The sequence below is a fragment of the Actinoallomurus liliacearum genome, from assembly GCF_039542035.1.
Lineage (GTDB): Bacteria > Actinomycetota > Actinomycetes > Streptosporangiales > Streptosporangiaceae > Actinoallomurus > Actinoallomurus liliacearum.
The window spans coordinates 305,807-325,268 of sequence record NZ_BAABHJ010000001.1; the positions used below are offsets into that span (position 1 = coordinate 305,807).

Consider the following 19,462-nt stretch of genomic DNA (forward strand, 5'->3'; position numbering starts at 1 on the left):
AGGACGCGATAGGTTGCTCAAGTGAGAGAGATCGACTCAGACTTCACCGCGCTACCGTCGCGGGCGCTGGCCGACGCGGCGCTGTCCAGGGCGCGCGAACTCGGCGCGGAGCACGTCGACTTCCGCCTCGAGCGCATCCGTCACCAGACGCTGCGCCTGTCCGACGGCAACCTCGAGACGGCCATCGACGCCGACGACACGGGTTTCGCCGTCCGGGTGATCCTGAACGGTACCTGGGGGTTCGCCTCGGGCATCGACCTGACCACGGACGCGGCCGTCCGGGTCGCCGAGCAGGCGGTCGAGGTCGCCAAGGTCGCCGCGGCCATCAACCGCGAACGCATCGAGCTGGCCGCCGAGCCGGCGCATGGCGAGCGGGTCTGGATCTCCGCGTACGAGGTCGACCCGTTCGACGTCGCCGTACGCGACAAGACCGCGTTGCTGGCCGACTGGAGCGCCCGGCTGCTGCGCGACGACCGCGTCGCGCACGCCGACGCGTCGCTCCTGCAGGTCAAGGAGAACAAGTTCTACGCCGACACGGCGGGGACCGTCACGACGCAGCAGCGGGTGCGGCTGCACCCGGTGCTGACCGCCGTCGGCATCCGCGACGGCGCGTTCGACACGATGCGCACGCTCGCCCCGCCGGCCGGCCACGGCTACGAGTACCTCACCGGCAACGCGTGGGACTGGGACGACGAGCTGGCCCGCATCCCCGAGCTGCTGGCCGAGAAGCTCGCGGCGCCGTCGGTCGAGGCCGGGACGTACGACCTCGTCATCGACCCGTCGAACCTCTGGCTGACCATCCACGAGTCGATCGGGCACGCGACCGAGCTCGACCGGGCGCTCGGGTACGAGGCGGCCTACGCCGGCACGTCCTTCGCGACGTCCGACAAGCTCGGCAGCCTGCAGTACGGCTCCAAGGTCATGAACATCACCGGGGACCGCACCGCCGAGCACGGCCTGGCCACGATCGGCTACGACGACGAGGGCGTCGAGACGCAGCGCTGGGACATCGTCCGCGACGGTCTGTTCGTCGGCTACCAGCTGGACCGGCGGATCGCGCGGCTGACCGGGGCGGAGCGGTCCAACGGCTGCGCGTTCGCCGACTCGCCGTCGAGCATGCCGCTGCAGCGGATGGCGAACGTCTCGCTGCAGCCGGCCCCGGACGGCCCGTCCACCGAGGAGCTCATCGCCGGCGTCGAGCGCGGGCTCTACGTGGTCGGCGACAAGAGCTGGTCGATCGACATGCAGCGTTACAACTTCCAGTTCACCGGCCAGCGGTTCTTCAAGATCGAGAACGGCCGGCTCGCGGGCCAGGTGCGGGACGCCGCCTACCAGGCGACGACCACCGACTTCTGGAACTCGATGGAGGCCGTCGGCGGGCCGCAGACCTACGTCCTCGGCGGCGCGTTCAACTGCGGCAAGGGCCAGCCCGGCCAGGTCGCGCCGGTCAGCCACGGCACGCCCGCCGCGCTGTTCCGCGGCGTCAACATCCTCAACGCGGTGAAGGAGGCGGGCAAGTGACCACCCCGCAGGAGACGGTCGAGCGGGCGCTGTCGCTGTCGCGCACCGACGGCTGCGTCGTCATCGCCGAGGAGTCCAGCGGCACGAACCTGCGCTGGGCGGGCAACACGCTGACCACCAACGGCGTCACCCGCTCCCGGCGGCTCACCGTCATCGCGATCAAGAACAAGGCCGACGGCGTCTCGACGGGTGTCATGTCCCGTGCTGGAGTGACTCCGGACCAGGTCGAGGACCTGGTCCGCGCGGCCGAGCGCGCGGCGGCCGACAACGCCCCGGCCGAGGACGCCACGTCGCTGATCGAGGCGGCCGAGGCCGGTCCGAGCGGCCGCTGGGAGGACCCGCCGGCCGAGACGTCCATCGGCGTCTTCGAGGGCTTCGCGCCGTCGCTCGGGGAGGCGTTCGCCGCGGCTGAGGGGAACGCCCGCAGGCTGTACGGCTTCGCCGAACACTCGATGAACACCACCTTCCTCGGCACCTCGGCCGGACTGCGGCTCCGGTCCGACGAGCCGACCGGAAAGGTGGAGCTGAACGCCAAGTCCGACGACCTGTCCCGGTCCGCCTGGAACGGCGTCGGCACCCGGGACTTCCGCGACGTCGACGTCACGGCGCTCGCCGACGACCTCGCCCGGCGCCTCGAGTGGGGGCGGCGGCGGATCGACCTGCCCGCCGGCCGCTACGAGACGCTGCTGCCGCCGAGCGCGGTGGCCGACCTCATGATCTACCTCTACTGGTCCGCCGGGGCCCGTGACGCGAACGACGGCCGTACCGTCTTCAGCAAGCCGGGCGGCGGCACCAGGGTCGGCGAGAGCCTGACCGACACGCCGGTCCGGCTGTACAGCGACCCGGCGGCGCCCGGCCTGGAGTGCACGCCGTTCGCGGTGGCGCACGCGTCCAGCCGTGACTCGTCGGCGTTCGACAACGGGGTCGCGCTCCGGTCGGTCGACTGGATCTCCGAGGGCCGGCTGTCCGCGCTGCTGCAGACCCGTCACTCGGCCGGGCTGACCGGCCTGCCGTTCACTCCCGGCGTCGACAACCTGCTGATGGAGGTGCCGGGCAGCGCGAAGACGCTCGACGAGATGATCGCGGGCACCCGTCGCGGACTGCTGCTCACCTGCCTTTGGTACATCCGCGAGGTCGACCCGCAGTCGCTGCTGCTCACCGGCCTGACCCGCGACGGCGTGTACCTCGTGGAGGACGGCGAGGTCGTCGGCGAGGTGAACAACTTCCGGTTCAACGAGAGCCCGGTCGGCATGCTGGCCCGCATCGCGGAGGCCGGCGCGTCACAGCGGACGCTCGGCCGCGAGTGGTCCGACTACTTCACCCGTACGGCGATGCCGCCGCTCCGGATCACCGACTTCAACATGTCGACGGTCAGCAAAGCCAGCTAACGATCTCCCCTGCCGACTATGTCCGTAAAGTCGGCCGACCGCGTCCACAAAGCGGTCGGCCGGCTCGGACCGGTCGGACGGCCGTCGGCGCTCCGGTCTCCGTACGGGGTCCCGTCGCCGTACGGAGATCCAGCGCGGTCCGCATGGACCGGGAACCGTACGGGAGACACAGGGGCCCGTACGAGGCCGGTGGCCGTACGGGAGACCGGGGCGGTCGGTCCGTCGCCGCGTGTGCGGCGAGCGTGCCGCTCAGGTGTCCTCGAGGCGGAAGCCCACCTTGAGGCCCACCTGGTAGTGGGCGACCTCGCCGTCGACGATCTGGCCGCGCACCTCGGTGACCTCGAACCAGTCCAGGTGCCGCAGCGTCTGCCCGGCCCGTCTGATCGCGTTGCGGATCGCGGCGTCCACGCTGTCCGGTGAGGTGCCCACGATCTCCGTTACCCGGTATGTCCGGTCCGTCATGACAGTTCCTCCCGCGCCGCGATGAACATGCTTTGATCCTTCTTCCCGCCCGCCGCACGCGCCATGCGACGCGAAGCGAGCGTCCCCGTCCCGCCGCGTCGCCCGAGGTGGCCGGGCGACCCGGCGGGCCGTCTCGGGCGGGGGGCGTCGTACCGGACCGGCACGGATCACCCGGACACTTGCCCGGTTTCGTCCGAGGACTACCGTGGAGGTGTGAAGGTGAGACCGTCGACCCGGCGACATGAGCGGCCCGTGGTGTACACGGTGACGGACGCCCGCCGGCCCCTGTCCGAGGACATCGGCTACCGCGAGCGCCGCTACCTGCTCACGATGGGCGTGCGAGCGCTCTGCTTCCTGCTGAGCATCATCTTCGCCGTGACGCTTCACGGCGCGTGGCGGTGGCTGGCGATCGTCGCGCTACTCGGCGCGGTGCTGCTGCCCTACGTCGCCGTCATCTTTGCGAACGGCGGCCGTGAGCCCGACTCGGCCTCCCGATTCACGCCGTACGAGCCAAACACCGTTGACCGAAAAGAGATTTCCGGCCCGCGCGACGAAATCGGCTCGTGACAATCTCTTGACTAACAGAGGGGGGGTTCGGTGTACGATTTGTTCCGGCGCTCTGGTCCCCCGTCGGGGCGCCCGTGCCGGTGTTCCGGGCCCCCGTCGGAACACCGATGATTGCGGCGCCGGGAGGATTGCCCCCGTATCCTCCCGGCGTCGCCACTTTTCTCCCCTTATTCAGTTCGCCGCCGACCTGGGCTGATTCCCGGTCGACCAGGGCGGCGAGCCGCCGGCCGCCCGTTCACCGCCCGTCAGGCGTCGCGCCGCTTCAACAGAATCGCCGCGATCGCCAGCATGACGACGATCCAGAGGCAGAAGACCCCGAACCCCTGCCACGGGGTCAGGAGGTCGCTCTTGCCCTGATGCGCCTGGGCGATCAGGTGGCCCGCCTCGGACGGCAGGTAGGCGTGGACGTGCTTGCCGATGCTGCCGGGCAGCAACTGGGCCAACGGCGCGAGGACCAGCACGAACCCGATCACTCCCGTGATGCCCGCCGCGGTGTGCCGGACGATCCCGCCGATCGCCAGCGCGAACAGCCCCAGCAGGGCGAGGTACAGCCCGCCGCCGACGATGGCGCGCAGGACGCCCGGGTCGCTCAGCGACACCGGCACCTTGGAGTGGAGGATCGGCGCGCCGATGAAGAAGGAGGCGAACGACACCACCGTCCCGAGGACCAGGATCAGCAGGCCGAACACCGTCGCCTTGGCGGCGAGCATGGGCAGCCGCCGGGGCACCGCCAGGAGGCTGGCGCGGATCATCCCGGTGGAGTACTCCGAGGCCATCACCATGACGCCGAGCACGCAGACGGTGAGCTGGCTGAGGAAGAACCCGCTGCCGAGGATCGTGCTCGTCGGGTCGGCGGCCACGGCCGCGCGTCCCGCCGGGTCGGTCTTGTCCCACTGCGCGGCGGTGACGGCCGTGAACAGGGCGGTGAAGCCCAGGTCGAGGACGACCAGCAGGATCAGCGACCACACCGTCGAGCGCACGGAGCGGATCTTGGTCCACTCGCTCAGCAGCAGGTGGTGGAAGCCCGGCCGGTGGTCGGCGGGAGCGGCCGGGCCGGCGGGCGCGCTGGTAGCGGTGGTCATCGCGGGTCTCCTTCGACGTCCGAGGCCGACGCCGCGCCGTACTCGACGCTCTCGCGGGTCAGCTCCATGAATGCCTCCTCCAGCGAGCCGCGCCGGGGGGTCAGCTCGTGCAGCACGAAGCCGCCCGCGGCGGCGAGCTCGCCGATGCGCGGAGCCTCCAGGTTGGACACGAGGAGGGCGCCGTCGCCGTCCAGGGTCGTCTTGCCGCCCTCCTCACCGATGATGGCGGCGAGCCGTTCCGCGTCCGGGCTGCGGACGACCACCTGCTGCTCGGTGCTGCGCTCGATGAACTCCTCCGTCGAGCAGTCCGCGATGAGCCGCCCCCGGCCGATGACGATGAGGTGCTCGGCGGTGACCGCCATCTCGTTCATCAAGTGGCTCGACACGAAGACGGTGCGCCCCTCGGCGGCGAGGTACTTCATCAGGTTGCGGATCCACAGGATCCCCTCGGGATCGAGGCCGTTGACCGGCTCGTCGAGGATCAGCACGGCCGGGTCGCCGAGCAGGGCCGCCGCGATGCCGAGCCGCTGGCCCATGCCCAGCGAGAAACCGCCGGCGCGTTTGCGGGCGACCTCGTGGAGCCCGACCAGGTCGATGACCTCCTGGACGCGCTTGGCGCCGACGCCCTGGGTCTGGGCCAGGCACAGCAGATGGTTGTAGGCGCTGCGCCCGGTGTGGACCGCCCGTGCCTCCAGCAGCGCGCCGACCACCGAGAGCGGCCGCGGCAGGTCCCGGTAGTGCCGGCCGGCGATGGTCGCGTCACCGCCGTCCGCGCGGTCGAGCCCGAGCAGCAGACGCATCGTCGTCGACTTCCCGGCGCCGTTCGGCCCGAGGAACCCGGTGACCCTGCCGGGCTCGACGGTGAAGGACAGATCATGCACGGCGACCTTGTCGCCGTAACGTTTGGTGAGGTTCTTCGCCTCGATCATCAGCAGATCCTGAGGTGGGGGAAAGGGGGACGTGCGGTCGTCACGTTAGACGCTGCGTCCGTGTCGGCGGATCCACCCTTCGTATCGATCCAGCATCGCCGACCGGCCATTTCCCGTGGCCGGTCGGCCGAACGGGGCGCATCCCTTAGCGACCGCCGTCGACCGCCCCGAGCCGGGGGCCGGGTCCGACCGTCCTGCGGCAGGCGGCCCTGCCGCCCCGCACAGGCGACTCGGCCTCCTCGCGCAGGCGACTCGGACGGGCACGTATCGACGGGTCTTGCGCGGGTAACGGAACCCCCATGAATCGGTCAACCCGTCGTACGGTCCTCGTCGCCGGGGCCGCCAACCTGGTGGTCGCCGCGACCAAACTGGCCGCCGGCCTGATCTCCGGTTCGAGCGCGATGCTCGCCGAGGCGGCCCACTCCCTCGCCGACACCCTCAATCAGGCGTTCCTGCTCACGTCGCTGCGCAAGAGCAACCGGCCGCCGGACCGCGACCACCCGTTCGGCTACGGGCAGGAGCGCTACTTCTGGTCGCTGCTGGCGGCCTTCGGGATCTTCGTGGCGGGTGCCGGATTCTCCGTGTTCGAGGGCATCCTCGCGATGCTGCGGCCCCATGGGCACGAGGACCCGCTGATCGCGTACATCGTGCTGGCCGTCTCGTTCGTGGCCGAGGGGATCTCGTTCGCCCGTGCCGTCCACCAGATGCGGCAGGAGGCCGAGCATCAGGGCCGGGAGGTACTGGACCACGTGCGCCGCAGCCCGGACATGACGGTCAAGGCAGCACTGTTCGAGGACACCGCCGCCGTCATCGGTCTCGTCCTCGCCGGGGGCGGTCTGCTGCTCACCCAGCTCACCGGCTCCTCGGTGTGGGACGGTGCCGCGTCCGTCGCCGTCGGCGTGCTGCTCATCGTCGTCGCGTACCGTCTCGGCCGCGACAGCCGGGACATGCTCATCGGCCACGCGGCCGACCCCGACGAGCAGCGGCTGATCGCCGAGGAGATCAATGCGACCGAGGGCGTCGACGACGTGGCCGAGCTGCTGACGATGCGACTCGGGCCCGACCATCTCCTCATCGCGGCGCGGGCGAGCTTCGTCGACGACATCACCGCCGAGGAGGTCGAGGACATGGCCGAGGACATCGACCGGCGGGTCGGGGAACGGCTGTCCGTCACCCCGCACGTGTTCATCGACCCGACGCGGCAGCGGACCGCCGCGCAGCGTCCGGGTTTCGGGTCGGGCGAGCGGGTATACGGCCATTCGTGTTCCGACGACGACGGCCAGGCGGCGCGGGCGGAGGATCCGGGCACGACGACCGGACGGCCGGCCTGACGCGGTCCGTCATCGAGTCGGCGGCGTGGTGGGCGGCCCTGTACGTGATCTACCTGGGGATCATCTCGACGGTCTCGGTGACCGAGCTCATCGTCGGGGCCGCCGCGGCGGCGGTCGGGGCCACGGCGGCGGTCGCCACGCGGCGAACCCTGCTGCCCGACCTGGCGGTCGCCCGCCCACGGCTCCGCGCCCTGCTCCTGCTGCCCCCGCAGATCCTCCGCGACTGCGTCCTGCTTTTGCGACCGGCCCGGCGGGGCCGGTTCGCCGAGGTCTCGCCGCCGTCCCACCGCGACGGTGTGCTGACCCTCCTGCTGTCGGTGTCGCCGGGCGCGTACGTCACCCAGGTGTCCCCGGACCGGGACACCATCCGGGTGCACCGCGCGGAGGACCGCCCCTCTCGCCTCGAACGGGAGCTGACCTCATGCTGACCGCCGCGCTGGTCCTGCTGATCGCCGCCGTCGGGCCCTGTCTGCTCGCGACCCTGTGGGGCGATCCGGCCGACCGGCTGACCGGGCTCATCCTCGCGGGACCGGCGGCGACACTGGTCCTCCTGCTCCTGGCCGCCGGGTACGACCGGCCCGCCTACCTCGACGTCGCGTTCGTGCTCGGCCTGCTGTCGTTCGCGGGCTCCCTGGTGTACGCCCGGTTCATCGGGCGGACCCTGTGAGCACCGTCCTGATCTGGGCGGGGGTCGCCGTCGCGGCGCTGAGCGCGATCCGGCTGGTGCTGACCAGGGACCTGTTCGCACGGCTGCACTTCATCGGGCCGGTGACGGTGCTGGCCGCCCCTCTGGTCGTCGCGGGGCTCGCGCTGCGCACGTGGTCGTCCTGGCACGACGTGTTCAAGCTGGTCCTCATCGGCCTGCTGCTCATCGGCACCGGACCGGCGACCGTCGTCGCCACCGCACGGGCGCGGCGAGGGCCCGATGACTGACGCCGTCCTCATCGTGTCCCTGGTGCTGGTCGTCGTCATGGCGACCGCGGTCGTGCTGACCCGCGACCCGGCCCGCCAGGCGATCGTGCTGTCCGCCTACGGGGTGACACTCGGCATCCTGTTCCTGGTCCTGCAGGCGCCCGACGTCGCGCTCTCGCAGATCGCCGTGGGCACGGTCGTGGTTCCGCTGGTGGTGATCCTGGCGATCCACGCGATCCGCAAGCAGGGCGGCGAACGCCGGTGAGCCGCGGGGTGCGGTTCGCCGTCTTCGCCGTCGGCGCGGCCGGGCTCGGGGTGCTGTTCGTGCTGGCCGCGTTCCGCCTGCCCGACTTCGGGGGCCGGTTCCACCCGTACGGCGACCGCGCGGTGGCCTCCGCGATCGCCGAGAAGACGAAGAACGTCGTCTCGTCGGTCAACTTCGACCAGCGCGCCTTCGACACCGTGGGCGAGGAGCTGATCCTGTTCGCGTCCGCGCTCGGGGCCGTCGTCCTGCTGCGTACGGTGCGGCGGGAGCGGGAGGAGGAGGCGGGCGAGCACGGGTACGGGCCCGCCGACGTGTTCGACGCGTTGCGTCTCACGGGCTACGTCCTGCTCCCGGTGACGCTCCTGGTGGGCGTGTACATCGTCGCCCATGGTCACCTCTCCCCCGGCGGCGGCTTCCAGGGCGGCGTAGTGCTCGGCACCGCCCTGCACCTCCTCTACCTCACCGGCGACTATCCCGCGCTGGCACGGCTGCGTCCCGTACCGGCCTTCGAGGCGGGCGAGGCCCTGGCCGCGGGCGCCTTCGTGATGGTCGGCCTGGCCGGCGCCGGACTGGTGAAAACGGGGAACACGCTGGTCGGGCTGGAGGTCGGCTGCGCGATCGTCCTGGTGCTCGCCAAGTTCTTCGAGCAGGCGCTCCTCGTACGCGAGGAGGGCGCATGAGCGAGCGCAGCGAGCGAATCATGAGCACAGCGTCTCTGGTCACTCCTCCGACGAAGGAGGGCGCATGAGCGAGCGCAGCGAGTGAATCATGGGCACAGCGTCTCTGGTCACTCCTCCGACGAAGGAGGGCGCATGAGTCACCTGCCGTATCTGGCCGCCGGGTGGATCCTGCTCGCGGGGATCTTCGGCATGGTGACGAGCCGGAACCTGGTGCACGTCGTGGTGTGCCTGTCGGTGACGCAGTCGGCGACGTACGTCCTGCTGTTGACCGTCGGCTACCGCAAGGGCGGGACCGCTCCGGTGTTCTCCGACATCCAGCCCACCGGGAAGGTCGTCGACCCGGTCGTGCAGGCGATGGCGCTCACCGACATCGTCGTGAACGCGACCGCGACGGCCCTGCTGCTCGCGCTGGCCGTCCAGGTGGCGAAGCGGCAGGGCACCATCGACCCGGACGAACTGCGGCCACTGGAGTGATGCTCCAGGCCGCGATCGCGGCACCCGTCATGGTCGCGATCCTGCTCGCCGCGGGGGGCCGGTGGCTGCCGCGACCGCTGGTCGACACGGTCGCGACCGGAACGGTCCTCGCCGTGACGGTGCTGCTCGGTGTCGTCCTGGCGGACGCGCTCCGGCACCCGGTCGTCGCGTGGCTCGGGGGATGGCGGCCGCGGGCGGGTGTGAGCGTCGGCATCCCGCTCGTCGCCGACCCGATGTCGGCGGGCCTCGCGCTGCTCGTCGCCGTCCTGACGCTCGCGGCCCTCGTGTTCTCGTGGCGGTACCTCGTCGAGGTGCAGGCGATCTACCACGCGCTGATGCTCCTGTTCACCGCCGCGATGTGCGCGTTCGTCCTCACCGGAGACCTGTTCGACGCCTTCGTCTTCTTCGAGCTGATGAGCGTCATCGCCTACGTCCTGACCGGCTACAAGGCCGAAGAGCCGCGGACGGTGCACGGAGCGCTGAACTTCGGTGTGATCAACTCGCTCGGGGCGTACATCACGCTGATGGGGATCGGCCTGCTGTACGCCCGGACCGGGCAGTTGGGGTTCGCGGCCATGGGGGCGCGGCTGCCTGGTCAGGACCATCGCCTGGTCAATGTCGCGTTCCTCCTGATCTGCACCGGCTTCCTGGTCAAGGCGGCGGCCGCGCCCTTCCACTTCTGGCTGGCGGACGCCCACGCGGTCGCCCCCACGCCGGTGTGCGTGCTGTTCTCGGGCGTCATGGTGGAACTCGGTGCCTACGCGGTCGCGCGAACGTACTGGGCGACGTTCGCGGGGGCCGTGCCCGGGACCGGGCCCGCCCTGGCCGTCCTCGGCGTCGCCACCGCCCTGCTGGGCGGGGTCATGTGCGTCCTGCAGCGCCACGTCAAGCGCCTGCTCGCGTACTCGACCGTCAGCCACGTCGGCGTCATCCTGCTCGGGGTCGCGGCTCTGGACCACGACTCCCTCGCCGGAGCGGCGTACTACGTGCTCGGCCACGCGGGCGTGAAGTCCACGCTGTTCATCGCCGCGGGGACGCTGCTCAACCGGTTCGAGACCCTCGACGAACGCGAGCTGCACGGCCGCGGGCGCACGATGCGGGTGTCCGGCGCGGTGTTCCTCGTCGGCGGTCTGGGCCTGGCGGGAATGCCGCCCTCGGGGCTGTGGGCCGGCAAGACCGTGATGGACGAGGCCGCCGAGCGCGCGGGCTGGTGGTGGGCCGCGCCGGTCGGCGTGGTGGCGTCCGCGCTCACGGCGGGCGCGGTGCTGCGGGTGTGGCTCCGCGTGTTCCGCGGCGCGGGCCCGTCCGGCGGCGGCACGGCCGAGCATGAGGACACCGAGACCGGGCCGAGGTTGTCGCGCCTGCCCTGGACCATGGCCGCGCCGGCCGTCGTCCTCGCCGCGGGCGCCGTGGCGCTGGGCCTCGTCCCCGGGCTGGGCCGCGGTGTCTCGCACGCGGCGGGAGTCTTCGTCGACCACGGCGGCTACGTCTCGGCGGTGCTGTCCGGCGGCGTCTGGCGCGCGGCGTCCGTTCCGCTCCATCTGTGGACCACCGCCGGGCTCGCCGGCGGAGCGGCCGGCGTCGTGCTGGCGGCGGTGGTCGCGGTGCTCGGCCTCCGCTACCCGGTGCCGCGCCTTCTGCGGCCCGTGGTCGCTCGCCTGCGGGCGGCGCACTCCGGGCATGTCGCGGAGTACGCCGCGTGGCTCACCGCGGGGGTGGCGCTGTTCGGGCTGCTGCTGTTCACCGCGTGAGGGGTCCGGAGCCCGGCCAGCCGTCCAGCCCCGGGCCCGAATGATCGGTCAGCCCGGGCCGGGACCATCCGTGGAGCGGCGGGACGTCGGCCGGTTCGACGGACGGCCACACGGGCGTCGCCCGATTGGCCCGCTCGACCTTGGTGCCGAGGTCGTGGAGCATGGTGGTGTCGCAGGCGCCGGCCAGTCGCGGGAAGAGGTTCGTCTCCTCATCCGCGAGATGCTCCTGGGTGGTTCCGAAGAGGCGGCCGAACACCTCGTCGAACCGCGCGTCCGACGGGTCGAGTCCGTCCAGCTCGTTGATCGTCTGCCGTGCCAGGGCGTGGTCCGCGATCTTCTCCGCGGCGAGCCGGTCGCCGTCCGGCACGTGGGCCCGGACCGCCGGATAGAGGTACATCTCCTCGGTCAGGGCGTGACGCATGAGCTCGGTGATCACGCTCGCCACGAAATAGCGGCGCCGGCTGTCTCCGGGAGGAAGCGCGATGACGCGGACGAACATCTCCTTCACTCGGCGATGATCCCTCGTGAGTACGTCGATGACGTCCCGGGACCCACGATCGGACGGCACGGTTCCTCCTCCTCCGCCGATCCCCGGGACGAGCGACAGCCCCGCCCGCGCGGGATCGGCTGTCTGCTCAACCGTTGCGCCCCCGTTACCCGGACACCCGCAACCCAAACAAATCACTACGAATACGTACAGTCAGGGTGGAGTGGATGAGCTGCGGCGCGGATCACGCCACCGTGGGATCACGGCCGGTTCGCGGATCCGCCAGACTGGGAAGGTGACCGCCGCCGAACCCCTCCAGTGCTCCGCCAAGGGCTGCCGGGCCGACGCCCGGTGGGCACTGCGCTGGAACAATCCGAAGATCCACGATGCCGACCGGCGCAAGATCTGGCTGGCCTGCGACGACCACAAGGAACACCTGAGCACGTTCCTGGCGCGCCGGGGTTTCCTGCGCGACACCGTCCCGGTCGACGACATCCGCTAGGCAGGGCGGATCTACGCGGCGGCCATGGAACGGGCGCAGGCGGGAACACGACCTGCGTGAGCCCTGGGAGACGAACGCCGCGGCCGGCGCGGTTCCGGCGGTTCGCGCGGTCGTTCCGCTCCGGGTGGTCCGCACGGCCGGCGGTCGCGCCCCGGGAGGGCGCGGTCACGGCGGCCGTCTTTCTGCTCGCGCTGGGTTCCGGGGCGGCCGACGCGTTCAGCTTCGTCGCGCTGGGCGCCGTGTTCACGAGCGTCATGACCGGAAATCTCGTGCTGCTCGGCGTCGCCGTCGTCCACGCCGACGCGGGCGGCGCCGTACGCTCCGCGGTGGCCATCGCGGCCTACGCGACCGGGGTGCTCGGCGCCGCGTCGTGGCTGCGGGAGACGTCGCCCGCGGGCGCCGGGCCGTGGCCCGGACGGGTCGTCGCCGCGCTGGCCGTCGTGCCGCCCGCGCAGGCCGCCGAGCTCGCCGGCAGGCTCGCCGCGGCGGCCCGCCCCGGCACCGCCCCGCAGGTCGCCCTGATCGCCGTGGCCGCCGCGGCGATGGGCGTGCAGAGCACGGCGGTCAACGCGCTCGCGGTGAGCGGGGCCGCGACCACCTACCTCACCGGAACGCTGACCTCGCTCATGACCGAGACGGCGACCACCGGATCACCGCTCACCATGCGCCGCCGCGCGGCGGTGCTGGCGGCCGCCCTGGGCGGTGCCGCGCTGGAGGCGGTGCTGCTGACCTGGGTACGCCCGGTCGCCCCCGCGCTGCCCTTGCTCGCCGCCCTCACGGTCGTGGCGGCCATGACCGCCGGCCGCGCCGTGCCCCGCCCCCGGCGGTCGTGAGACCAGGACTCCCCGTCTCCCGCGGTCGTGAGGTCACGGCTCCCGCGTCCCCGGCGGCCGTACGGCTACGACGGCCGGCCCTCCCGGCGCGCGGGCCACTCGGTGGCGAGTTCGGTGATACGGGCCGCCGCGTCCCGGGCGGGCTCGCCACGGCCCACGGCCAGGCCGAGCAGGTAGGCCGTCAGAGGAGCGGCGGGCCGGGCCACCCCGTGCGCGACGTCGCGGGCGAGGTCGAGGACCAGGTCACGGTCGACCTCCGCGCGGTCGATGCCGAGCTCCGCACATGCCGTGTCGAGCCACTCCTCAAGCATCGTTCTCCTCGATCAGCCGGGACGCCTGGGCGACGTCGTCCTCCGTGTCACAGTCGTACCACGCGGGCCGGCGGCGCCCGGCGGACCGTACGCGGGCCGGGTCGAGCGGTGCCATCAGCCCGCGCAGCGACGCGCCGGGATACTCGGTCAGGGCGTCGCGCAGGGCCGAAGTCCGCCACACGCCGGTCAGCCACTGAGGACGGTCCCCGTCGTCGACGTACACGGCCCCGGCCCGGCCGCGGGCCCGACGGTGCAGCGCGTCGACGTCATCGGCGGTGAGGAACGGCAGGTCGGCGGCGAGCACGGCCACCCAGGACGCCTCCACCCGCGCCAGCCCGGCGCGCAGGGCGGGCACCGGCCCGGCCCCCGGAGGGTCCTCCCGGACGACGACCGCGGCGGGCAGCTCGGGACGGTCCGGCCCCACGAGCACGATGCGCCGCGCGTTCGCCACGGCCGCGCCGACGCGCTCCACCAGCGCCCGCCCGCCGACGAGCAGACCGGGCTTGTCGGCGCCGCGCAACCGCGACGCGGCCCCGCCTGCGAGGATCACGGCGTCGTACGCGTCATCCGTCGTCATGCGCGCTCTTGCCGCTCTCCCGCTCGTACGCGCTGAGGTTCTGCTCGAGGGCCTTCATCAGCTCCCAGACCTGACTCGGCGGGATGCGTACGCGGGACACCACCTGGGCGGGGACATGGACGTACGAGGCACCGCTCTCGGTGTCCTGCATCACCTCAGGGGGACGCACCGCGGTGGAGAAGTCGATGACGAACGAGTCCTGGGTGCGCCACACCGACGCGAACCCGGCGTACACCCCCACCTCGTGGTCGGGCGGAACGATGATCTCGACCCGGTGTTCCTGCGGCTGCTCGGTCACGCGTCCTTTCTACCCGCCGATCGCGGACATCGGACGGGCGGGCTGCAGGAAGCCGACGTCGTCGATGCCGTGCCCCGCGCGCTTGGCCGCGACCGCGGCCGTCCAGCGCTCGGCGAGGTCGTCGTCCGAGGCGCCGGAGCGCAGCGCGGCGCGCAGGTCGGACTCCTCGCGCGCGAACAGGCAGTTGCGGATCTGGCCGTCCGCGGTGAGCCGGACCCGGTCGCAGGCCCCGCAGAACGGCCGGGTGACCGAGCCGATGACGCCGACCCGCGCGGGGCCGCCGTCGATGAGGAAGGTCTCGGCCGGGGCGCTGCCGCGTGCGGCGGCGTCGTCCGGTACGAGCGAGAACTCCGTCGTGAGCCGGTCGAGGATCTCGTCGGCGGTGACCATGTCGTCCCGGCGCCAGCCGTGCTGGGCGTCGAGCGGCATCTGCTCGATGAAGCGCAGCTCGTAGCCCTGCTCCAGGCAGAAGCGCAGCAGCGGCGCCGCCTCGTGGTCGTTGACGTCGCGCATCAGCACGGTGTTCACCTTCACCGGCCGCAGCCCGGCGCGCTGCGCGGCGGCGAGGCCGGCGAGGACGTCCGGCAGCCGGTCCCGATGCGAGAGGCGCGCGAACGTGTCCCGGTCGAGGGTGTCGAGGGAGACGTTCACCCGGTCGAGACCGGCCTCGCGCAGCGGCCCGGCCAGCCGGGCCAGCCCGATGGCGTTCGTGGTCAGCGAGACCTGCGGGCGCGGGCGCAGCGTGGTGGTGCGGGCCACGATGTCGACCAGCCCCCTGCGGAGCAGCGGCTCGCCTCCGGTGTAGCGGACCTCGGTGATGCCGAGGCGCTCGACGCCCACCCGTACGAGCCGGACGACCTCGTCGTCGGTGAGCAGCTCCGGTTTGGGCAGCCACTCGAGGCCCTCGGGGGGCATGCAATAGGAGCAACGCAGGTTGCAGCGGTCGGTGAGGGACACGCGAAGGTCGGTCGCCACCCGGCCGAACCCGTCCACCAGCAAGGACGAACCCCCTCTGTCGATGCGGACACTCCAGCCTATGCCGTCGCGCCGACGATCCGCGCGCCCGCGATCGGGTCTCCTCCGCTCATCGCGGCCTTGACGGGACTTGTCACGAAACGGCGCCTCGTACCGAGGATTTAGATGATCATGGCCTTGGACGGGACGTTCCGTCCCTCCCGCGCACAGCGGGAGCCACGCTCAACGGAGAGTGAGGGTCACCCAGGTGAAGCTCAGCACCACGCTCGCGATGACCGGCGTCGCCGGCGCCATCGCCGTGGCCGGCCTGGCCGCGCCGGCACAGGCCGCGACGCCGGTGGCGAAGGCGCCGGCCTGCTCGGTCGCCAAGAACCGTCTGGTCCTCCAGTTCGCCCACGGCTACCCCGAGGGCAAGAAGATCGACCAGCCGCTGTCGATCAGCACGAAGGGCAAGAAGACCTGCCTGCTCATCGGTCGGCCGGTCGTGCGGCTGCTGAACAAGAAGCACAAGGTCATCGGCGTCTACCGGGGCGCCAAGGGCCAGGCCCTGGTCGGGCCCGGACGGGAGGCGGTGTTCCACCTGGCCTTCACGACGGGTGGCAAGCACCCCGTCCACCCGGCGTACGTCCGCGTCACGGTGTCGCCCAAGGCCGGGACGTTCGCCTCCGTCAAGTGGAACTCCAACACCCCGAGTTCCAAGATCAAGGTCGGCGCCATCAAGCCCTGGCTGGACTGACCGACCCCCGCGCCGTCGCGTCACCGTAGGACCCTCTGAGGTGAGGCGACGCCCGAGCCGTCCCCATTCCGGTGGGGGCGGCTCACCGGCTCCCGCCCCGTGCGACTCGAGGCCGCCGGGCACACGGTTTGGGGAAACCATTGCGCGGCGCGCGACTGGAACGCGGTCCAGGGGGCAGGGCCGTCGTTGACACACCTCCGGTGAAGGAGAGCGCCTCCCCTGCCTCTGCAGATCCGTCCACCAGGGAGGAGCGGCAGGATGCTGGAAGCTCACGACATCCGCGAATGGCGCGGCCACGACGTGGTGGACGCGAACCGCAAGAAGATCGGCAAGTTGGAAGCCGTGTACGTCGACACCCGCACGGATCAGCCCTCGTTCGCCACCGTCCGGGTCGGCCTGCCCACCCGTTATCGGCTGGTGTTCGTGCCCCTGGCCGATGCCACGGTCGGCCCTGGCTACATTCGCATCACCCGCACCCGCGACCAGGTCAAAGACGCTCCGGCGATCGACATCGACGGGGAACTCCTCGCCGGCGACGAGGAGGCCGTCTTCGCCCACTACGGCCTGCCTTATCAGGCGGAGCCGACGGAGCGGTGGCTCGCCCGGCGGTAGGCGAACGTGGGACTCCGCCCGGAGAAGTGCCCGTACGCGGCGCTGCGAGATGGGCCGGATGAGGCCGGATCATGCCGGTTTCCGGGAAGCCGACTTTAAGATCCGTTCATGGTCGGCGTCTGGCCTTTCGTAGGTCGCGTGGACGAAATAGCCGAAATCCGCGCCGCAGTAGGTGCTCGCGCCAAGGCGGGCCTGCTGATCGCAGGTCCGGCGGGGGTCGGCAAGAGCAGGCTCCTCCGCGAGGCGTGCGCGGACCGGGACGTCGTGTCCGTACAGGCCACCCGGGCGGGCGCGGGACTGCCGCTCGGCGTGTTCGCCCCCCATCTCCCCCCGAATCCGCCGGTGGACGCGGGACCGGCGGGGATGGTGCGGTGGGCGGCCGAGGCGCTCGCCGGACGCGTCATCGCGGTCGACGACGCGCATCTGCTCGACGACGCCTCGGCCACTCTGCTGCTGCATCTGGCCGCCGCCGGCCGGGCGTTCCTGCTGCTGACAGTGCGCAGCCGAGAACCCGCACCCGATGCGATCACGGCGCTGTGGAAGGACGACTGGGTGGCGCGGTCGGAGCTCGGCCCGTTCACGGTGGGCGACGTCCGCGCGGTCCTGCCCGCGATCTCCGAGTCGGCCGTGCGCCGGCTCCATCGGTTGACCGGCGGGAACGCCCTGATGCTGCGGGAACTGACGCTGAGCGGCGACGCTCTCGACGGTACGCGGGAGGCGAGGAGTCCACGCGGCTCCGGTGCCGTACGGATCTCCCCTCGACTCGCCGAACTCGTCCACGACCGGCTGGCCGGGCTCGGCGGCGATGAGCTCGCGGTGCTGGAGTACCTGTCGCTGGGAGAGCCGGTCGGGCTGGCCGCGCTCATCGCGCTCACCTCCGCGGAGGCATGCGAGGCGGTGGAGGAGGCGCAGCTCGCGACCGTGCTCCGGGACGGCCGCCGCACCCAGCTCAGGCTCGCGCACCCGATCTACGGCGAGGTCATCCGCGCGTCCTGCCCGGTGCTGCGGGCCCGTCGTCGCCAGGCGGAGCTGGCGGCGGTGACAGAGGCGTACGGCCATCGGCGCCGGGAGGACGTCATGCGGATCGCGGCGTGGCGGCTCGAGAGCGGCACCGCCACCGAACCGGGACCGCTGCTGGCCGCCGCCACGCTCGCGTACGCGGTGTCCGACCTGTCGCTGGCGCTCCGGCTCGCCGAGGCCGCTGTCGCGGCGGGTGGCGGCCTGGACGCCACCCTCACGCTCGCCGAGTTCAGGATCTGGTCCGCGCAGCCCGAAGAGGCCGCCGCCGCGCTCGCCCTGGCCGACCTGGCGGACTCCGACGAGTTCCAGCGCGCCCGCTACGCCGTGAACCGGGCCATCAACCTGGGCTGGGGACTGGGCCGGCTCGACGAGGCACTGCGCGTCCTCGATGAGGAGGCGGCGCGTCAGCCGGTACGGGAGTTGGCCGGACTCCTCGTCAGCCTGCGCGCCGCGCAGCAGATGCTCGGCGGGCAGTGGCGCCCGGCCGTGGCGGTGGCGGCCGAGCTGCTCGGCGGCCCGCCGCTGCCGCCGCCGGCCACCGCCCAGGCGCACGGCGTCCTGGTCCACGTGCGCGCGGTGACGGGCGACGTGTCCGGAGCGCGCGCCGCCGCCGACGCCGCCATGGCCACCGTCGACGCGTGGGCGCCGCAGGCACCCTTCCTGCAGGTCGGCATGGACAGCATGCTGACGCTGGCGCATCTGCTGGCCGGTGAGCTGCCGGCCGCCGAACGCGCCGCCGAGGAGGCGTACGAGCGGCTGGCCACGGTGGGCGGCTGGCCCTGGGCGCTCGGCTGTCTGTCCATGTCGCGCGGCTGGGCGGCGCGGTACCGCGGCCGGGTCGCCGAGGCCGTGCGCTGGCAGCGCGATGCCGTGGCGAACCTGGACGGGTCGCCGTGGGCGCCGCTGTGCCTCGCGGAGCTCGCCCATGCCGCGGCGCTGGCCGGTGACGCCGACACGGCGGTGGCGGCGCTGCGTGCCGCCGGTGAGTCGCGTTCGGCGGCGTTCGAGCTGCTCAATCCCCTCATCGAGCTCGCCGAGCCCTGGGTGCTGGCGGTCACCGGCCGCCTGCGGGAGGCCCGCGCCGCGGCGCTGCGTACGGCTCGTCGAGCCCGGTCGTACGGATTCACCGGGTTCGAGGCCGCCGCGCTGCACGACGCGATGCGGCTCGACGCCGAACCGGCGGCGGAGCGGCTCACCGCGCTGAGCGACGTGTGCGAGGGGCCGCTGGGCGACGTGTTCGCCCGGCACGCCAGGGCGCTGGGCGACGGGGACGTGCGCGGGCTGCTCGGCGCGGCCGATCGCTTCGAGGAACTCGGCCTGACCCTGCACGCGGCCGACGCCGTGGCGCAGGCCGCACGGATCAGCCCGGCGGCCGGCGACCGCGCCCGCCGCCTCGCGAGCCGTTGCGAAGGCGCGGTCACGCCGGCGTTGCGGGCGCTCAGCATGCCCAAGCTGACCGATCGGGAACGCCAGATCGCCGAACTCGCGGCGCGCGGCGCGACGAGCAGGGAGATCGCCGCGACGCTGGTGCTCTCGGTGCGCACGGTCGACAATCACCTGAGCCGGGCGTACGCCAAGCTCGGCGTCACCGGCCGCGCCGAACTCGCCCGCCTGATGCGCGGCGGCCGTACGGATCTCCCGCGCGCTCATGACTCATGACGGAACCCGCGCCCGGACGCCCGGAACGGCGCGAGCGGCGTGGACGGCGGTACGAGCCGTCCACGCCGCGTCGAGGGCCGCTCGGCACCG

Annotated in this window: 24 protein-coding genes; 16 read left to right on the forward strand and 8 right to left on the reverse strand. The window is 72.4% G+C overall.

Going from position 1 to position 19,462, the window contains the following annotated elements; all coding sequences use genetic code 11:
• The first annotated feature begins 21 nt into the window (after nt 1-21).
• On the forward strand, nt 22-1,521 hold the full coding sequence (locus tag ABD978_RS01440) for a TldD/PmbA family protein (RefSeq protein WP_345346876.1): 1,500 nt from the start codon (nt 22-24) through the stop codon (nt 1,519-1,521).
• Nucleotides 1,518-2,909: a metallopeptidase TldD-related protein gene (locus tag ABD978_RS01445; RefSeq protein WP_345346879.1), complete on the forward strand. Its 1,392-nt coding sequence runs from the start codon at nt 1,518-1,520 to the stop codon at nt 2,907-2,909. Before ABD978_RS01440 ends, ABD978_RS01445 begins: the two co-directional genes overlap by 4 nt.
• A 249-nt stretch (nt 2,910-3,158) precedes the next feature.
• On the opposite strand, the gene ABD978_RS01450 is transcribed toward ABD978_RS01445, so the two are convergent.
• Entirely contained in the window at nt 3,159-3,371 is a 213-nt protein-coding gene (locus tag ABD978_RS01450) for a dodecin (RefSeq protein WP_345346882.1), read from the reverse strand.
• A 252-nt stretch (nt 3,372-3,623) separates the two neighbouring features.
• Here ABD978_RS01450 and ABD978_RS01455 point away from each other — a divergent pair, with 252 nt between their 5' ends.
• Nucleotides 3,624-3,938 carry a DUF3099 domain-containing protein gene (locus ABD978_RS01455; protein WP_345346885.1) on the forward strand — a complete coding sequence of 105 codons (315 nt, stop codon included), beginning with the start codon at nt 3,624-3,626 and terminating at the stop codon, nt 3,936-3,938.
• 245 nt (nt 3,939-4,183) lie between these two features.
• On the opposite strand, the gene ABD978_RS01460 is transcribed toward ABD978_RS01455, so the two are convergent.
• Together ABD978_RS01460 and ABD978_RS01465 are read right to left on the reverse strand one after the other, a co-directional pair.
• Nucleotides 4,184-5,020 carry an ABC transporter permease gene (locus ABD978_RS01460; protein ID WP_345346888.1) on the reverse strand — a complete coding sequence of 279 codons (837 nt, stop codon included), beginning with the start codon at nt 5,018-5,020 and terminating at the stop codon, nt 4,184-4,186.
• On the reverse strand, nt 5,017-5,949 hold the full coding sequence (locus ABD978_RS01465) for an ABC transporter ATP-binding protein (RefSeq protein ID WP_345346891.1): 933 nt from the start codon (nt 5,947-5,949) through the stop codon (nt 5,017-5,019). Before ABD978_RS01465 ends, ABD978_RS01460 begins: the two co-directional genes overlap by 4 nt.
• Before the next feature lie 299 nt (nt 5,950-6,248).
• Here ABD978_RS01465 and ABD978_RS01470 point away from each other — a divergent pair, with 299 nt between their 5' ends.
• The 8 genes from ABD978_RS01470 (at nt 6,249) to ABD978_RS01505 (ending at nt 11,362) form a co-directional block, all read left to right on the forward strand.
• The gene (locus ABD978_RS01470; RefSeq protein WP_345346894.1) at nt 6,249-7,280 is read left to right on the forward strand and encodes a cation diffusion facilitator family transporter; all 1,032 of its coding nucleotides are present in this window, start codon (nt 6,249-6,251) and stop codon (nt 7,278-7,280) included.
• Nucleotides 7,211-7,708 carry a hypothetical protein gene (locus tag ABD978_RS01475; RefSeq protein ID WP_345346897.1) on the forward strand — a complete coding sequence of 166 codons (498 nt, stop codon included), beginning with the start codon at nt 7,211-7,213 and terminating at the stop codon, nt 7,706-7,708. The genes ABD978_RS01470 and ABD978_RS01475 overlap by 70 nt, the downstream gene beginning before the upstream one ends.
• The gene (locus ABD978_RS01480; RefSeq protein ID WP_345346900.1) at nt 7,702-7,947 is read left to right on the forward strand and encodes an MrpF/PhaF family protein; all 246 of its coding nucleotides are present in this window, start codon (nt 7,702-7,704) and stop codon (nt 7,945-7,947) included. Before ABD978_RS01475 ends, ABD978_RS01480 begins: the two co-directional genes overlap by 7 nt.
• A complete protein-coding gene (locus ABD978_RS01485; RefSeq protein ID WP_345346903.1) occupies nt 7,944-8,213 on the forward strand; it encodes a monovalent cation/H(+) antiporter subunit G in 270 nt (89 codons plus the stop codon). The genes ABD978_RS01480 and ABD978_RS01485 overlap by 4 nt, the downstream gene beginning before the upstream one ends.
• Nucleotides 8,206-8,457, forward strand: a complete 252-nt coding sequence (locus tag ABD978_RS01490; RefSeq protein WP_345346906.1) for a DUF4040 domain-containing protein — start codon at nt 8,206-8,208, stop codon at nt 8,455-8,457. Before ABD978_RS01485 ends, ABD978_RS01490 begins: the two co-directional genes overlap by 8 nt.
• A gap of 8 nt (nt 8,458-8,465) precedes the next feature.
• Complete coding sequence (locus tag ABD978_RS01495) at nt 8,466-9,137, forward strand: MnhB domain-containing protein (protein ID WP_345346909.1); 672 nt, start codon at nt 8,466-8,468, stop codon at nt 9,135-9,137.
• A 132-nt stretch (nt 9,138-9,269) separates the two neighbouring features.
• Nucleotides 9,270-9,611: a sodium:proton antiporter gene (locus ABD978_RS01500; protein WP_345346912.1), complete on the forward strand. Its 342-nt coding sequence runs from the start codon at nt 9,270-9,272 to the stop codon at nt 9,609-9,611.
• Nucleotides 9,611-11,362, forward strand: a complete 1,752-nt coding sequence (locus ABD978_RS01505) for a complex I subunit 5 family protein (RefSeq protein WP_345346915.1) — start codon at nt 9,611-9,613, stop codon at nt 11,360-11,362. Before ABD978_RS01500 ends, ABD978_RS01505 begins: the two co-directional genes overlap by 1 nt.
• Here ABD978_RS01505 and ABD978_RS01510 read toward each other — a convergent pair.
• Nucleotides 11,352-12,047 carry a hemerythrin domain-containing protein gene (locus tag ABD978_RS01510; RefSeq protein ID WP_345346918.1) on the reverse strand — a complete coding sequence of 232 codons (696 nt, stop codon included), beginning with the start codon at nt 12,045-12,047 and terminating at the stop codon, nt 11,352-11,354. The genes ABD978_RS01505 and ABD978_RS01510 overlap by 11 nt on opposite strands.
• Nucleotides 12,048-12,144: 97 nt before the next feature.
• On the opposite strand from ABD978_RS01510, the gene ABD978_RS01515 reads away from it, so the two are divergent.
• Nucleotides 12,145-12,351 carry a hypothetical protein gene (locus ABD978_RS01515; protein WP_345346921.1) on the forward strand — a complete coding sequence of 69 codons (207 nt, stop codon included), beginning with the start codon at nt 12,145-12,147 and terminating at the stop codon, nt 12,349-12,351.
• A 56-nt stretch (nt 12,352-12,407) separates the two neighbouring features.
• Nucleotides 12,408-13,184, forward strand: coding sequence for a DUF1275 family protein (locus tag ABD978_RS01520; protein ID WP_345346924.1), 777 nt, complete (start codon nt 12,408-12,410; stop codon nt 13,182-13,184).
• A gap of 65 nt (nt 13,185-13,249) precedes the next feature.
• Here ABD978_RS01520 and ABD978_RS01525 read toward each other — a convergent pair whose 3' ends face one another.
• Genes ABD978_RS01525 through moaA form a run of 4 tightly spaced genes read right to left on the reverse strand, consistent with a single transcriptional unit; the run spans nt 13,250 to nt 15,369 of the window.
• Entirely contained in the window at nt 13,250-13,495 is a 246-nt protein-coding gene (locus ABD978_RS01525; RefSeq protein WP_345346927.1) for a DUF6457 domain-containing protein, read from the reverse strand.
• Complete coding sequence (mobA, locus tag ABD978_RS01530; protein ID WP_345346930.1) at nt 13,488-14,072, reverse strand: molybdenum cofactor guanylyltransferase; 585 nt, start codon at nt 14,070-14,072, stop codon at nt 13,488-13,490. The genes ABD978_RS01525 and mobA overlap by 8 nt, the downstream gene beginning before the upstream one ends.
• Nucleotides 14,059-14,370: a DUF3467 domain-containing protein gene (locus ABD978_RS01535; protein ID WP_345346933.1), complete on the reverse strand. Its 312-nt coding sequence runs from the start codon at nt 14,368-14,370 to the stop codon at nt 14,059-14,061. The genes mobA and ABD978_RS01535 overlap by 14 nt, the downstream gene beginning before the upstream one ends.
• A gap of 9 nt (nt 14,371-14,379) precedes the next feature.
• Nucleotides 14,380-15,369, reverse strand: a complete 990-nt coding sequence (gene moaA, locus ABD978_RS01540) for a GTP 3',8-cyclase MoaA (RefSeq protein WP_345346936.1) — start codon at nt 15,367-15,369, stop codon at nt 14,380-14,382.
• A 223-nt stretch (nt 15,370-15,592) separates the two neighbouring features.
• Here moaA and ABD978_RS01545 point away from each other — a divergent pair, with 223 nt between their 5' ends.
• From ABD978_RS01545 to ABD978_RS01555, 3 genes are all read left to right on the forward strand, one after another.
• Nucleotides 15,593-16,081: a DUF4232 domain-containing protein gene (locus tag ABD978_RS01545; RefSeq protein WP_345346939.1), complete on the forward strand. Its 489-nt coding sequence runs from the start codon at nt 15,593-15,595 to the stop codon at nt 16,079-16,081.
• A gap of 258 nt (nt 16,082-16,339) precedes the next feature.
• Nucleotides 16,340-16,693, forward strand: a complete 354-nt coding sequence (locus ABD978_RS01550; protein ID WP_345346942.1) for a PRC-barrel domain-containing protein — start codon at nt 16,340-16,342, stop codon at nt 16,691-16,693.
• 108 nt (nt 16,694-16,801) lie between these two features.
• Nucleotides 16,802-19,372, forward strand: coding sequence for a LuxR C-terminal-related transcriptional regulator (locus ABD978_RS01555; protein ID WP_486303907.1), 2,571 nt, complete (start codon nt 16,802-16,804; stop codon nt 19,370-19,372).
• Nucleotides 19,373-19,462: the final 90 nt, after the last annotated feature.